Below are 15,292 nucleotides of genomic sequence, written 5' to 3' on the forward strand. Positions count from 1 at the left end.
TTCTTAGTTGTTTTTGTTTATTTGCAAATTCGTTAACTTTGTCATGCTCTTTTCCAAGCTCTTCAAAGAACTTGTTTGAGAACCCATTTTTATCAATAGAATTGACATCCTTTTTCATAATAATGAAATCAAGGAGATCTCGAATTTAAATTAATTTGCAGGTCTTGCGGCAAGGGTCGCCGTGATTTCCATCACCTCCCCTGTACGATTAATCTTAACTAACACTGTGTCGCCCACGGATTTGTTTTCCGCCAAATATATGATAAGGTCGTCAATGTCCCGCACAACTTGGCCATCTAGTGCCACAATTACGTCTCCGCCCTTTAGCTCGCGATTTACATTGTATATTGCCTCTTGGATTCCGGCCTTGTCTGCTGGACCGTCTGGAACCACAGTAGTCACAAATACACCGTGATAGTTCTTTGGTAGGTCAATGAGCTTTGCAATGTCTGGCGTAAGGCTTGTTCCAGAAACACCAAGCCATGGATGGGTGAAGGTTCCTTTTTCTATTAGGACAGGAACTAGGCGTTTGATAGTGTTAGATGGCACTGCAAATCCAATTCCTGAAAAATCACCAGTAGTAGACTGGATTGCGGTGTTTATACCAATAACTTGGCCTTCCAAATTCAACATAGGTCCGCCAGAATTGCCAGGATTGATTGCGGCATCGGTTTGGATTACACTTGGAATTGAATAGCCAGATTCATAGTTTGGCAATAGCCTTCCAACCTGGCTTACTATGCCAGTAGTCATGGTGTTGGATAGACCAAATGGATTACCAATAGCGACTATTTGCTGACCTACTTCAAGTTCTGCCGAGTTTGCAAGAGGTAATGGGTTTAGAGTTTCTTCAGAGAAGTCATCGGTTATTTGGAGTACTGCTATATCGTTGAAAGGATCTGTTCCAATCACCTTGGCAGAATAAATATTTCCGCCAACGAATCTGACAGTCACTTCTTGCGCTCCTGAAATTACGTGATTATTAGTGATGATGTGGCCTTGTGTGTCATAGACAAACCCAGAACCAAGTCTTGAGGATTGGCTTTCAAGCGGCGAGCCATTAATTATGATATTAGTGTTCACAGTGGATATCTTGGTATTGATTTGAACAACTGAATTTTCTACTTTTTTGAACAATACAGTAAGCGGGCTTTTTTGATTTTGAATATCAGAGACTGCTGCATATTCCAGTTTTGGCGCATTGGTTGGCTCTTGTTGGTAGAGTACGGGTGCGGTTGGCTGGGGATTTTGCACCTGAACGGTCTTTGTTTCTCCAAAGTTTGTGACAAACCCAACAGATAATGCCACTGCAAGTATTCCTACTAAGCCGACTAGGACTTTTTCACGGGAATTCATTTTAGTGTTTGATGTTTCATAGTATAATATTGCCTATAACCATTACGTAGAATTTGTTAGCTTTAATCATTGAGCTAGGGGCAGGTTTTCCGACTAAAAATTCTGAGTTAACAAAGTAAATCTGCCCATAAATATGTCGGATAGAAATTTTGCGTGAGGAAGACGATATTACCTACCGATAGCCCGTCGCTTCAACATTTGTCTTTCTAGTCAATTTTGATAAGTTAAATTAGAATTATTCTAGATATGTTTTGTTGGTTGGCACAAAAATAGACGGACTGGTAGTTTCTGCTGCCGTCCGCGAACAGGTCAAAAAGGACGCGGAGGGCCTAAAATCAAAGGGAGTTGAGCCGTGTCTTGCCACTGTTCTTGTTGGCGACAATCCAGCATCTGCAACATATGTAAAAAATAAGCAAAAGGCATGTGCCGAAGTGGGAATTAAGACCAAGGACCACAAGCTGTCATCCACCATAACGCAGATGGATTTGAACTTGCTAGTCGATAAACTAAACGAAGACCCCGAGGTCCACGGCATACTGGTTCAGTTACCATTACCACCGCAGTGCAACGAATTTGAGACAACATCGAGGATTTTGCCTGCAAAGGACGTAGATGGGCTAACTCCACAAAACGTAGGGCTCCTTGCAATGAAAAAGGCCGCGCTAAAGGCATGTACACCGTCTGGCATAATGGAGCTATTCCAGTATTATTCAATACAATTAGAAGGAAAAAACACAGTAATCATTAATCGAAGTAATTTAGTTGGCAAACCCCTAATTCACTTGCTACTAGAAAAAAACGCCGTAGTCACAGTTGCACATTCAAAAACAAAAAACTTAGCAGATGTTTGTAAAAATGCAGACATTATCATAACAGGCGTTGGCGACAGGACAAAGTTCACACTAACGCCAGATATGATAAAGGATGGTGCAATAGTAATTGATGTCGCTACAACCAGGCTTGACGGCAAGCTAGTAGGCGATTGTGATTTTGAAAAAATAATCCAAAAAGCATCCTTTGCATCCCCTGTTCCAGGAGGAGTTGGTCCGATGACCATTGCGATGCTATTAAAAAACACGGTAACTGCGGCAAGCCATGGTAGAAACTAAAGAAAATCTCCGCAAGCAGTTCCTAGAAAAAAGGGACTGGCTCTCAGCAGATTTGATGGAAATTGCAAGTAGGCAAATAAGAAAAAATCTAGGTAAAATAGAGCAATACCGAAAGGCGCAAACCATTGCGTGCTATCATTCTACTGGAAGCGAGGTCAAAACGCACGAGATAATGCAGGAAATACTCAGTCACGGCAAGACACTTGCGCTTCCACGCGTAGAAGGAGGAGTTTTGATGTTCTGCGATGTTAAGAAATTTGAAGACTTGGAAAAAGGAGAATTTGGCATAATGGAACCAAAGCAATATTGTGGAATGGTCGACAGTTTTGATCTAATCATAGTCCCGGCAGTAGCAATGACAAAGACAGGTCAAAGGCTAGGATACGGAATGGGATTCTACGATAGATTCCTAGCAGGTAGAGAAACTCCAACCATAGCACTGGCGTACTCTAAATCAATTGCAAAAAACATCCCGCACGAAAATTCAGATGTCAAAATAGACATTATAGTAACAGAAGACGAAATTATTCTCTCAGAGAAATGCTAGTCCTTTTTTGCCAATATCTGTTCTGCAGTACTTGTTTTGCCACTGGATTTTCTGTATAGCCAAATATGCATTAGAAATTGCCGATTCCAGTGTTGTACCTAGTGCTGTTACTCCAAGAACTCGCCCACCATTCGTTAGAACTTGGTTGTCTTCTCGCTTTGTGCCGGCATGAAACACCATGGTATCATTGTTATTAACAGAGTCAAGGCCCAAAATTGGTTCATTTTTTGGATAAGAGTCAGGATACCCCTTTGATGCCAAGACAACGCAGATGGCAGTTTGGCTTTTCCAAGTAATTTGTGGGAGCAAAGCGAGATTACCGTTGTATGACGCGAGTAGGTATTCGTACAAATCAGAGCCCATTCGCATCATAATCGGCTGACATTCTGGGTCGCCCATTCGAGCATTATACTCCAAGACAAATGGCTCACCATCTTTGATCATTATTCCAGCATACAAAAATCCCTTGAATGGGATTCCTTCCTTTTTCATTGCATGGATTGTTTTTTCTATTACATTTTTTTGGATTTTTTTTGCCATCTCTTCTGTGATTACGCCGGTTGGCGAGTACGCGCCCATTCCACCTGTGTTTGGACCCTTATCATTATCAAAAATCCTCTTGTGGTCCTGGCTTGTAGCCATAGGAATTGTAGTCACACCATCAGATAATGCAATGTATGATGCCTCTATTCCGTCAATTCTTTTTTCTATCACTATACTTGCGCCAGCAGAGCCAAAGGTGTTTTTGACCAGCATTTCCTCTATTGCAGTAAATGCATCTTGTTTGGTATCACAGATAATCACCCCCTTGCCTGCGGCAAGGCCATCTGCTTTTATGACTACTGGATAATTCACAGATTCAACGTACTGTTTAGCCTCTTTTGCATCATCAAATATTCCAAATGGGGCAGTCTGGATGTCATTTCTTTGCATGAATTGCTTTGCCCAGATTTTGCTTGATTCAAGTCGTGCTGCTTCTTTTGTTGGGCCAAATATTCCAAGATTGTTTTCTGTGAATCTATCCACTATTCCCTTGGATAGTGGTGCTTCAGGGCCCACTACAGTAAAGCAGTCATTGTTTATTGCAAACTCGATTAGCTTATCAATTTCTTCTGGATTTATTGGAATATTATTTTGTGTTCCACCATTGCCAGGTGTAAAGAAAACCTTGGCTACTTGTTTTGATTGTGCAATCTTCCATCCTAGTGCGTGTTCTCTGCCGCCAGAGCCGACAACCAAAACATTTACCAACAAACTCAAGCTCGCATTCTCGTATATAATCGCAGTTTCTGGGTCAGACCTAGCTTGCTTTATAAAATCAGATCACAGTTTGTACGATGTTGCAACTAGACCGGGAATTAAATTCCAAAAAAATTGAAGAACAGATACGCCAACATTTGTCCAGTCTTGATTTGCAAAAAATGTTAGATGATGCAAAGTCTGGTCAAAATCTAGTATTCATTGAAGGTCCCCCTACAATGAATGGAATTCCTCATGCAGGACACCTTCGTGGAAGAATAATCAAGGATTTGTGGTATCGCTACAACACACTTTTGGGTTACAAAATAACATTCAACGCAGGCTGGGACACACAGGGACTACCAGTTGAATTGCAGGCGGAAAAAGAACTTGGAATCACCGGTGGAAAAACTGAGATCCTGAAATCATTTGGAATTGAAAAGCTTGTAGCAGAGTGCAAAAAGTTAGTCCACAAATATAACGAAAAATGGATTGAGGTGGATAATCTCCTAGGTATGTCGTTTAACCAAGAAAACGCATACTGGACATACAAAGATGAATTCATAGAGAGAGAATGGCAGATTCTAAAAAAGGCACACGAGATAGGCGTCCTAACGGAAGGACATAGAATTGTAGCATATTGTCCTAGCTGCCAAACTGCACTATCAAGCCAAGAGGTAAACCAGGGATATGAGATGGTCCAGGACCCATCACTCTATTACAAAGTCAAGCTGGAATCAGAAGATGCTTTTTTGATTGTCTGGACCACAATGCCATTTACTCTAGTCACTGACGCAATGGTTGGCCTCAACCCAGAGGAAAATTATCACTATGTCAAAGTAGAAGGCGAAACCTGGGTTGTTGGAGAAAAAAGACTAGAAGAATTTGCAAAGGAAGTCAAAATTGAAAATTATCAAATTATTAAGACTGTAAAGGGGGCAAGTTTTGAGGGTAAAAAATACATCCACCCATTATTAACAGAGATTCCAAAACTAGCCGAGCTTGCAAAAAATCCCAACTACCACATTGCAGTTTCTGAAGAGTTTGTCGATCCAATCACAGGAAGTGGGCTTGTGCATTTGGCACCTGCAAACGGAGAGGAGGATTACAATATTGCGCAAAAAAGAAAGATTCCTGTTTTCTCACCAATTGACGATGAGGTCAAGTTCACGTCAGACGCCGGAAAATATGCATCAATGTTTGTGCGTGATGCAGATAGGCAAATAACAGAAGACATCAAGGCAAAAGGCGCCCTAGTGAGAATAGGTAGAATAAAGCACAAGTATCCGCTTTGCTGGAGATCCCATCACCCAATTGTGTGGCTTGCAAGACGCGAGTTTTTCTACATGCTGGACAAGCTAGACAATAAAGCAATAGAGGCGGCAGAAAAGGTAGAATACTTTTTTGATCAGCCAAAGAACCGGTTCTTGGGAATAATAAAAGAAAAACACCCCTGGTGCATTTCTCGTGAGAGATTCTGGGGCTGTCCTCTACCAATATGGAACTGCAAGTGCGGCCATGTAGAGCGATTATTCTCAAGAAAAGAAATTTTGGATGTTGCAACTGATCTACCAGATGGTCCAAACTTTGAGCTTCATAGACCATGGATCGACAGAATTGGAATAAAGTGCAAAAAATGTGGTGCCCAGATGGAGCGAGAGAAATTCGTCCTAGACACCTGGCATAATAGTGGCTCTGCCCCATATTCGTCGCTCTCAGATTCTGAATATTCCAAGGGAATTCCAGCACCGTTTCTAACAGAGGGAATTGATCAGACAAGGGGTTGGGCATACACATTACTAGTTGAGAATGTCATTCTCAACAACAAGCCTACGCCGCCGTATTCTGCATTCTTGTTTCAGGGACACGTTCTAGACAAAAACGGAAACAAGATGAGTAAAAGTCTCGGAAATGTAATGGATGGAAAAGAACTATTAACAAAGTATCCAGTTGATTTGATCCGATTCTATTTCATCTGGAAGTCAAGCCCGATTGAGCCAATTAATTTCAGCACTGATGAGATGATGTCGCGGCCATACCAGATCCTAAACACTCTATACCACATTCATCTGTATTACAAGCAAAATAGCGAATACGACAAGTTCGACTATAACATCCACACAATATCGCAGGCAAGGCAAAGGAACCTACTTGGTTCACCAGACATTTGGATTTTATCAAAGCTTCAAAGACTCGTCAAATTAGTACAACAAAACAACGATTCCTGCAAGTTTCATGAATCTGCTCGGGCATTGGAAGACTTCATCATAAATTCGCTAAGCCAAGTCTATATTCCAATTACTAAAGCAGAATTATGGGATGAAGATAATTCCAAAACAGACAGACGTTTTGCAATTTATGCCATTTTACATAAGATTCTCAAAACACTTGATGTTCTGATTCACCCACTTTGCCCCTATACCAGTGAATACCTGCATCTTGCAGTGTTTGGCAAAGATAGCATTTTGTTGGAGAGCTGGCCTGTCCCAGAAACAGATCTAATCAACGACACAATAGAAGAGTCATTTGATTTGATGAAAGAGTCAGTGTCAGTATCATCAGCAGCTCGAATGAAGGCAAAGCTCAAGCGACGCTGGCCGCTAACTGATGCAGTAGTTTGTGTCACTCCAGGACAAAAGCAAAAACTGGAATCATTATCAGAATTATTATTATCACAGATGAATGTGGAATCATTCAAGGCAGTAGAGCTGCTAAACAGTGCAGGCCTAGAACTGATTAATGAGATGCAGTCCTTGAAGCTTCCAGTCAAACCACTAGTGGAAATGGACCGAAAGAAAATAGGCCCCAAGGCAAAGCAGCACATGGGCGCGTTACTCTCGGCATTTGCAGGAACAAAGCCAGAGGAAATCATATCAAATCTACTCAAATCAAAATCCCACACATTTGATATTGAGGCTGAAAAAATAACACTAGACCTAGAAGACTTCGTGATATCATTTGACGCCCAGGACGGCTATGCGTATTCGCAGCGTGACTCACTGATTGTATTCATATCTACTGCCAGAAACCGCGAAATGATGGCTCGCGGACTAGTAAAGGATCTGGCAAGAAGACTGCAGACATTGCGCAAAGAGCAAGGCTATAATCCAACAGATGTTTTGAGCTGCGCACATATCTTGGATCTGGATTCAGAATCTCTGGAAATGGCTAAAGAAAAATCAAAGGACTTGGCTTTTTTGGTTCGAGTAAAATCAGTGGATTTTGAATCAGCTCCGCAAACAAAAGACGATGACATTGATGGTCAAAAAATCCGAATCTGGATAGAGTAGTAAGCTAGCTTTTGGTAAATGTTTGGTCTTAAATAGCAAAATTACCAATATAGTGTAATGGTAAAGCAGATCAGTCTTGATGCGTGGCAGATACAGCACCTACAGGCACTGCTAAAAAAGGGAGCAACCATCGTCACAAAAACCGGCACGCCGATTATTTTGTACAGACAAACACTAGAAGAAGAGGAAGAGTCCTATGAGGAGATTGTTTGTTCGCTAACAGACAAGCACGTAGTAGAGCAAGTAGTGATTTCTGGTGGAGGAATTCCCCCGACATTTAGACAACAAATGATTTACGATCTGGACGAGTTTCCGCAAAGGCTGATTAGAAAAAGCAAGGACCTATTTTTGCAGACAATAGAACTCTTGGAAGAACAAATGAACTAACCGATTATAAAGAGCCCAAAAAAAATCCATCCATGCGACTCCTCGAATTCCAGGCAAAGGAGCTTTTTGGTCAATATGGAATTAAGACCCCAAAGGGAAGATATTCCAAAAACATTGACGAGGCAAGGGCGCATGCTACCGAGCTGGGTTATCCATTTGTCATAAAGTTCCAAGCCCCAGTAGGTGGTCGTGGAAAGGCAGGTGGAATCCAAGTAGTCAAAAATCAGGACGAGTTTGAGCTGAAATACCCACAAGTGGCAGGCATGACTATCAAAGGAGAGAAGGCACGTGCGATATTATTAGAAAAAATGGCAGAATATCAAAATGAGCTATACCTATCACTGTTTTTGAATCGCTCTAAGAGATGCTATACCATCATTGCGTCAGGCGAAGGTGGAGTTGAAATCGAATCAGTCAAAAACCAGACCATAAGAGAGGTCGGTCTAGGAGATGTCACACCACAGATAGCAGAAGAGGTGGCAAAGTCAATCGGGCTTTCAGGCAATTCCATTGCAGACTTTGTTGACATGCTACAGAGATTATCAAAATTAACAATAGAAAAAGAAGCAGAGCTTGCAGAGATAAATCCAGTTGCTCTGCTCAAGGATGGATCATTACTGGCACTAGACGGTAAGGTAATCACCGATGATAATTCTAATTTCCGCCACCCAGACATGGACAAGTACCAAGAAAAAACCGAACTAGAAGAGCGGGCTGAAAAATCTGGATTCACTCTGGTAGAGCTAGAGGGAAATATTGCAGTGGTTGGAAACGGTGCAGGACTTGTCATGTCAACACTTGACATGCTAATTGACAACGGCGGAAAAGCCGCTTGCTTTTTGGATGTAGGGGGCGGGGCAACAACAGAATCCGTATACGAAGCACTGACGCTCATTTCAAAGATGAAAAAGGTAAAAGCAATCTTAGTGAACCTTTATGGCGGAATTGTAAAGACAACAACTGTCGCGTCCGCATTCATCAAGGCATATGACGATAAGCTAATTGATCTTCCAGTTTATGCAAGACTGATGGGAGCAGAGTCTGAAAAATCTAAAGAAATGCTCAAGAATACTAAAACAAAAATGTTTGATTCAGTAGAAGAGGCAATCTCTGGCGTAGTTTTAGGAGTCTCAAAACATGGCTAACATTTATGAGATTTTGCGCGGAGCCAAGGACTCTTCTGAGAATTATCAGAGAATGCCAGTAATTGTACAAGGAATTACAGGCACGTTTGGCTCGCTGCACGCAAAAATGATGATGGAATATGGCACAAACATTGCGGCTGGCGTCACACCAGGTAAAGGTGGACAAAAATTCGAGGGTAAGGTACCAATTTACAACTCAGTCAAAGAGGCAGCGGATGCAACCGGCTCAAAAATATCAATCGTGTTTGTCCCAGCAAAATTCTTCCTTGGTGCGGCAAAAGAGGCTCTGGATGCTGGAATCAAGTTGCTTGTGGCAATACCAGAACACGTACCAATTAGGGATACAATGCAGGTCTTAGAGATGGCAAAGCAAAAAGATGCTATTGTAATCGGGCCAAACACGCCAGGAATCATGATCCCAGGATTAATCAAAATTGGCATAATGCCTGCAAGTCCGTTTAAGGAAGGAAACATCGCAGTATTATCAAAGAGTGGTACATTATTATACGAAATTTCAAATGCGTTGTCCCGTGCAGGTTATGGACAATCCATTACAATAGGAATTGGTGGAGACCCAGTAAATGGAACAAGACTAATTGACGCATTTGAGATGGTAAAGGACGACCCAGACCTGAACGGAATAGTAGTAGTAGGGGAGATAGGCGGAGATTCCGAAGAAATCCTGGCCCAGCACATCATCGATACTAATTTCAAAAAGCCAATTGTCGCATACATCGCAGGACGAAATGCCCCAAAGGAAAAAAGAATGGGTCACGCAGGGGCCATTGTGATGGGGACGTACGGATCTGCAGAGTCAAAGGTTTCAATGTTTAACAAGGCAAACATTCCAGTAGGGAAAAGGCCGAATGAGGTTGCCATGCTGTTGTCAGGTAAGTTAGGATCCAAAGACTAAAAAGGACACGCAGGGGACTTTTATCAAATGCCAATCACAGACCCAGAGAAGAAAAGAATCGCACAGGCTGCAAGACTACACATGAAAATATGCCTGAATTGTGGCGTCAGAAATTCCATGGCGGCATCCAGATGCAGAAAATGCCGTGGTCAGTTCCTAAGACTAAAGAATAGAACTCTGGGCGCAAAGAAATAGCTATTACTTTACTACTCGCGATATTTTGTCAAGAGTTTTTTGTCAAGTTCACTTGGAAGTGTTATTCTAGTATTACCAAGAAAGTTATTTCGTATGCTTTTTTGCACGAATAAACGAAAATAGTAATGCCAGACCCAGTATTCCCATGACTATACTGAGCGACACAAATGTAGGAATCTTTACAAATTCCGATACCAGCATTTTAATTCCAATGAACATCAAAATAGCAATAAGGCCTGGCTTGAGATAGTAGAATTTCTCCATCACACCTGCCAGCAAAAAGTATAAGCTACGCAGACCTAGTATTGCAAAGATGTTTGATGTGATTACAATGAACGGATCAGTCGTGATTGCAAGTATCGCTGGAATCGAGTCCAGTGCAAAAAGTAGGTCAGTGAATTCTATTATTACAAGTGCGACTAGGAGTGGTGTTGCATACTTTATTCCGTTTTTAATCAAAAAGAACTTGGGTTCTTGCATGTTTAGCTCAACTGGCATCATTTTACGCAGAGCCCGCACCGCGATGTTCTTTTCAATTTCGATTTTCTTTTCCTTTCTTTGAAGAAGCATTCTGATTGCGGTAATTATCAAAAATCCACCAAAGAGGTAGATCATCCAGTGAAATTCCTCCAAAAGATGCGCCCCTACCAAAATGAGTGGAACCCTCATCGCTATTGCACCAAGAATGCCCATTGAGAGAACTCTGTGCTGGAACTTGTGGGGAATGTTAAGAGAGGTAAATATCAACAAGAAAATAAACATGTTATCAACTGAAAGTGATTTTTCAAGCGCATAGCCAGTGATGAACTCGGCAAATTTTTGATCGCCCATATCAAAGTAAATTATGCCAGAAAATATTCCTGCAAGTGAAATCCAGACTATGGTCCAGCGCAGTGCACTTTTGAATGGCGGTACTTCCTTGTGGGTATCTTTTTTGCGGAGCTTGGAAAATACTCCTAGATCAATTGCAAGTGATATGCCAACGAAGATAGTAAATACTGTCCAGAGAATGTAAATATCACTCATGATATAATTCTGCCAATTTCATACTCGTAATATACGTTGGTGAATTTTATCGTGTTGATTTTCCTGATTAGATCGGTCAAAAAGATTGGTTTGTGCAAAACAATGTAATTCTAACTCTGTTTTTTTTCGTATTTTCAGGGATCTCAAACAACGATAATTATTTTTAAGTCGTATTAACAACTATGTGTGAGATTCATCAGAAGAGTTTATGGTTTTTTATTTAAAGCGCCTTCATTGATTTTTGGAAAAGCATAGATGTCTTAAAGTGAGTTTCTAGCTCGTCTTCTTTTTTGTCCATTACCATCTGCTTTCGTCCGCGTCTAAAGGAATCATCTTTGTCTCGCACGCACATGATATCAAAACATCCAATCAGTATAAGAATTTTAGAACCTAGGCGACGTCATTACAAAGGTAGTGGGTTTTTTTGTAAGTATGATTCCGATGTGTCGCCCTATGATGTTTTTGCAGTTGAGCAATAACGTCCTGTTCCACGTTGTTTAATGGTAGAAATGACTCAAAAATAGGACTTGAACCGTTTGCTGGAATGCTTAGTCCGAGTCAAGGATTGCAGTTTCCATCATGGCTTCATTATTATTTTGCCAAAGAGATTTCCCTTTAGCATTTTTGTGTGTGCCTCAGCTGCATTGTCTATTGTGTAAACAGAATCAATTACCGGCTTTATCTTCCCCTTTGATACCCAATATAGCGCATCTTCCAGCTCGGCCTTTGTAGCCAAAGTAGAGCCCAGAATGTTTGTGCCCTTGAAGAAAATATGCCTCAGATCAGTTAACACATCATAGCCGGTAGTGGCACCTGTTGTAACAAGTGTTGCACCATATTTTAGCAGTGTCAGCTCCTTGTTCCAATGCGAGCCACCAATGTGCTCAAAGATCACATCAATTCCAGGAATGCCATCCTTTGTTTTTGCAAATTCCTTGGATATTGTAAATACCTGTTTGTACCAGTCTTCTTTTCTGTGATCTACCGCATAGTCCGCACCCAATTGTAAGCATTTTTCCAACTTGTCACCAGACGCTGTTGCAATTACTGTACATCCATAGAGTTTTGCTATTTGAATTCCAAAGATTCCCATGCCCGAGCCACCTCCCATAACCAAGACTAGTTGTCCTGGTTTGATTTGTGCGCGCCCCACAAGCATGTGCCATGCAGTCATAAGTGTCATTGAGCAGGCAGCCGCGTCTTCATATGATACACCATCTGGTATTTTTACTGCGTTTACTTCGGGCAGGTATGTGACCTCACAGTATCCACCCCATAGCGGCCCTGTCTCAAATCCCCAGACCTTGCGTTTTTTACAGTCAAACTCTCTTCCTGAAGTGCAGTTTTTGCACAGTCGACAAGACATGTTTCCATGTGATACAATTCTGTCGCCAATCTTGATGCCAGTTACGTCATCACCTATTGCAATGACATCGCCTGCCGCATCAGATCCAGAGATGTGCGGTAGTGGAACTTTGAGTGGCGAACCCCTCATTCCCCAGATGTCATCATAGTTCAGAGCAGCTGCTCGCACTCGAAATACAACTTCGTTTGGTTTCGGGGTTGGCTCTGGAATGTCTTTGATCTGCAAAACAGAAGTAAAGTCATCATTTACACAATAATTGTCATAGACTAGTGCTCTCAATGAGATTTTGTTGTCTTGTTGTGTTTTTATGTATTGGTATATTTTCCAACAATTCCTAGATGAGAATTTTTTCTTTTAGCATGTTTACTATATCCTTGTCAATGTGCGGCTTTTCAAAAACATCCTCGACTCAGAGATTAACCAGTCTTTTTCTCACCAGATCAGTCAGAAATGCCTTGATGACTATGACTCGCTTGTCTTCGCTTATCTTTTTGAATTCCTCTAGTGAATAAAATCTGTCATGTTGCGGTGTTATAAGGTCCAAAAACACCACGCTGACGTGAGTTTTTTTATAATTCTAGGTTATCCTTCCTTACATCACGTAATAATACAAAAAGAGTGGACCGGATGGGATTTGAACCCACGACCTTTGCGGGATTGCAACAATCCTTACGCAGTGTGAGTGCGTCATCCTAACCAACTAGACTACCGGTCCAACTAGGGACAAATTTCTGCGCTATTTAGTCGTTAGAATAGTCATATAGAGGAAAAAATGTAGACCAATCTAATGTACAAACAGGGAACGTGGAAATTATCTGAATTAGCGCCAGACCACAAAAGCCCGGAATTTGCTAAACAGGTAACAAGGCTGGAATCCAAAGTCAAAAACTTTGGGAAGATAAAGCCAAAGCTTAGGCCTTCCATTTCATCAAAAGAGTTTTTCGGAATCATACACAATATAGAAGATCTGGCAGAGGACGCAAGCAGGTTGGGTGGCTATGCTTCATTGTTGTATTCATCGGACACCCAGTCAGATGAGGCGACCACACTGCTAACAAGAATGTCCAAGTTGGGTTCAAAAATCGAAAACGAAACACTGTTTTTTGACTTGTGGTGGAAGCGCAAAATTGATGAAAAAAACGCCAACAGGCTAATCAAGGATGCGGGAAACTTATCGCAATTCCTTAGACATAAGCGACTCTTGGCAAAATACGCCCTCTCAGAGCCAGAAGAAAAAATAATCAACACCCTTGATGTTACGGGCTCGACAGCACTTGTAAAATTATACGATAAGATAACAAACGCATTTGAGTATGTCATAACAATTAACGGTAAAAAGAAAAAACTTACCCGGGAGTTGCTAAGTGTTCTTGTACGTAGTAGCAATCCGAATTTGAGAAAAACCGCATACCAGACACTCTTAGGAAAATTTAATTCAAACAAGGGAGTGCTAGGCGAAATCTATCAGAACCTGGTCCTAAACTGGAAAGATGAGGGAATTGAAATTAGAAAATACACCTCCCCGATATCGATTAGAAACACTGGGAATGATGTTGATGACAAAACCGTCCAAGTGTTGCTTGAGGTCTGTAAGAAAAACTCTAGTGTATTTTACAAGTTTTTTGAATTCAAGGCGAAGTCATTAGGCCTCAAAAAGCTTAGAAGATACGATCTGTATGCTCCTAGTGCAAAAAAATTCAAAGAAAAAGACTATACCTACGACAAGGCAACAAGACTTGTCCTAGAGTCTCTGAATAAGTTCAGCCCCACATTATCACAGTATGCAAACAGAGTATTTGATCAAAACCACATTGATTCTCAGATCAGGCCGGGCAAGCGAGACGGTGCATTTTGTAGCACAGTATCGCCAAAGCTCACCCCATATGTTTTGGTAAACTATGCAGGAAAGTCAAAGGACGTATTCACACTGGCACACGAGCTTGGCCATGCAGTGCATAGTCAGGCAGCATCTAAGCAATCCATCCTAGTCTCAGAGGCCCCACTCCCATTGGCAGAAACGGCTTCGACATTTTCTGAGTTGCTCCTATATGATAACATTTCAGACCAAATGGCAGACACCGAAAAAGCCGCCATTTTATCAGAAAAAATAGATGACATTTATGCCACCGTGATGCGCCAGGCGTTCTTTACAATATTTGAGATCGAAGCACATAAGCAAATTGCCAACGGCACCACCATAGAAGAGCTATCCAAGGCATACCTAGGGAACCTGAAGGTTCAGTTTGCAAATTCTATAGAGATATCTGAGGATTTTGCGCTTGAGTGGTCCTGCATTCCGCACTTTTTCCACACACCTTTTTACTGCTATGCATATTCATTTGGAAATCTGCTGTCGCTGTCGCTGTTCCAAATGTATCAAAGGGAGGGAAGATCGTTTGAGAAGACATACCTTGAGATTCTATCTGCCGGAGGCTCAAAAAAGCCAGAAACTCTACTCAACGAATACGGAATCGATATTTCATCTGCCAAGTTCTGGCAGGATGGCTTTGATTACATCAATTCGCAGGTAAAAGAACTGGTTTTATTATAAGTGAAAATGGGGCTGACAGCCTTTACGCACTGGCTGCCAGTCCACGGAATTTTTTGTTCCCCGAACGGTTTGAATCGATGTCAAGATATGTTCTGAGCCATTTGGATTTAAACCTTTGATTCATTCATGTTGATTCTTACGCAAAGTTAATACTAAAAATTGATTCTG

12 protein-coding genes and 1 tRNA gene are annotated in these 15,292 nt (G+C 41.5%); 8 read left to right on the forward strand and 5 right to left on the reverse strand.

Translation table 11 applies throughout. The features are described from left to right. Positions 1 to 150: 150 nt before the first annotated feature. Positions 151 to 1,356, reverse strand: a complete 1,206-nt coding sequence (locus FJ354_03475) for a trypsin-like serine protease (GenBank protein MBM3905730.1) — start codon at positions 1,354 to 1,356, stop codon at positions 151 to 153. A 254-nt stretch (positions 1,357 to 1,610) separates the two neighbouring features. Between FJ354_03475 and FJ354_03480 the strand changes: the two genes are divergently transcribed. Both FJ354_03480 and FJ354_03485 read left to right on the forward strand, forming a co-directional pair. Further along, positions 1,611 to 2,465 (forward strand): bifunctional 5,10-methylenetetrahydrofolate dehydrogenase/5,10-methenyltetrahydrofolate cyclohydrolase, encoded by an 855-nt coding sequence (locus FJ354_03480; protein MBM3905731.1) that lies wholly within the window; start codon positions 1,611 to 1,613, stop codon positions 2,463 to 2,465. Further along, the gene (locus FJ354_03485) at positions 2,452 to 3,012 is read left to right on the forward strand and encodes a 5-formyltetrahydrofolate cyclo-ligase (protein ID MBM3905732.1); all 561 of its coding nucleotides are present in this window, start codon (positions 2,452 to 2,454) and stop codon (positions 3,010 to 3,012) included. The genes FJ354_03480 and FJ354_03485 overlap by 14 nt, the downstream gene beginning before the upstream one ends. Here the strand turns inward: FJ354_03485 and purD are convergent. Further along, positions 2,998 to 4,263: a phosphoribosylamine--glycine ligase gene (purD, locus tag FJ354_03490; protein ID MBM3905733.1), complete on the reverse strand. Its 1,266-nt coding sequence runs from the start codon at positions 4,261 to 4,263 to the stop codon at positions 2,998 to 3,000. The two genes, FJ354_03485 and purD, sit on opposite strands and share 15 nt — an antisense overlap. A gap of 89 nt (positions 4,264 to 4,352) precedes the next feature. Between purD and FJ354_03495 the strand changes: the two genes are divergently transcribed. Genes FJ354_03495 through FJ354_03515 form a run of 5 tightly spaced genes read left to right on the forward strand, consistent with a single transcriptional unit; the run spans position 4,353 to position 10,181 of the window. Then, on the forward strand, positions 4,353 to 7,541 hold the full coding sequence (locus FJ354_03495; protein MBM3905734.1) for an isoleucine--tRNA ligase: 3,189 nt from the start codon (positions 4,353 to 4,355) through the stop codon (positions 7,539 to 7,541). Positions 7,542 to 7,598: 57 nt separating this feature from the next. Next, positions 7,599 to 7,928, forward strand: coding sequence for a hypothetical protein (locus FJ354_03500; GenBank protein ID MBM3905735.1), 330 nt, complete (start codon positions 7,599 to 7,601; stop codon positions 7,926 to 7,928). Between the two features lie 32 nt (positions 7,929 to 7,960). Beyond that, positions 7,961 to 9,073, forward strand: coding sequence for an ATP-grasp domain-containing protein (locus FJ354_03505; protein MBM3905736.1), 1,113 nt, complete (start codon positions 7,961 to 7,963; stop codon positions 9,071 to 9,073). Then, entirely contained in the window at positions 9,066 to 9,986 is a 921-nt protein-coding gene (gene sucD, locus FJ354_03510; GenBank protein ID MBM3905737.1) for a succinate--CoA ligase subunit alpha, read from the forward strand. The genes FJ354_03505 and sucD overlap by 8 nt, the downstream gene beginning before the upstream one ends. 27 nt (positions 9,987 to 10,013) lie before the next feature. Continuing rightward, positions 10,014 to 10,181: a 50S ribosomal protein L40e gene (locus tag FJ354_03515; protein MBM3905738.1), complete on the forward strand. Its 168-nt coding sequence runs from the start codon at positions 10,014 to 10,016 to the stop codon at positions 10,179 to 10,181. A gap of 84 nt (positions 10,182 to 10,265) precedes the next feature. Here FJ354_03515 and FJ354_03520 read toward each other — a convergent pair whose 3' ends face one another. The 3 genes from FJ354_03520 to FJ354_03530 form a co-directional block, all read right to left on the reverse strand. Beyond that, positions 10,266 to 11,207, reverse strand: coding sequence for a TerC family protein (locus FJ354_03520; GenBank protein ID MBM3905739.1), 942 nt, complete (start codon positions 11,205 to 11,207; stop codon positions 10,266 to 10,268). Between the two features lie 577 nt (positions 11,208 to 11,784). Further along, positions 11,785 to 12,852 carry a zinc-binding dehydrogenase gene (locus FJ354_03525; GenBank protein ID MBM3905740.1) on the reverse strand — a complete coding sequence of 356 codons (1,068 nt, stop codon included), beginning with the start codon at positions 12,850 to 12,852 and terminating at the stop codon, positions 11,785 to 11,787. Between the two features lie 340 nt (positions 12,853 to 13,192). Next, positions 13,193 to 13,288: transfer RNA gene (locus FJ354_03530), tRNA-Val, on the reverse strand. Positions 13,289 to 13,360: 72 nt separating this feature from the next. Here FJ354_03530 and FJ354_03535 point away from each other — a divergent pair. Further along, positions 13,361 to 15,124, forward strand: a complete 1,764-nt coding sequence (locus FJ354_03535; protein MBM3905741.1) for a M3 family oligoendopeptidase — start codon at positions 13,361 to 13,363, stop codon at positions 15,122 to 15,124. Positions 15,125 to 15,292: the final 168 nt, after the last annotated feature.

The sequence above is a fragment of the Nitrososphaerota archaeon genome (assembly GCA_016872055.1).
GTDB lineage: Archaea > Thermoproteota > Nitrososphaeria > Nitrososphaerales > Nitrosopumilaceae > Nitrosotenuis.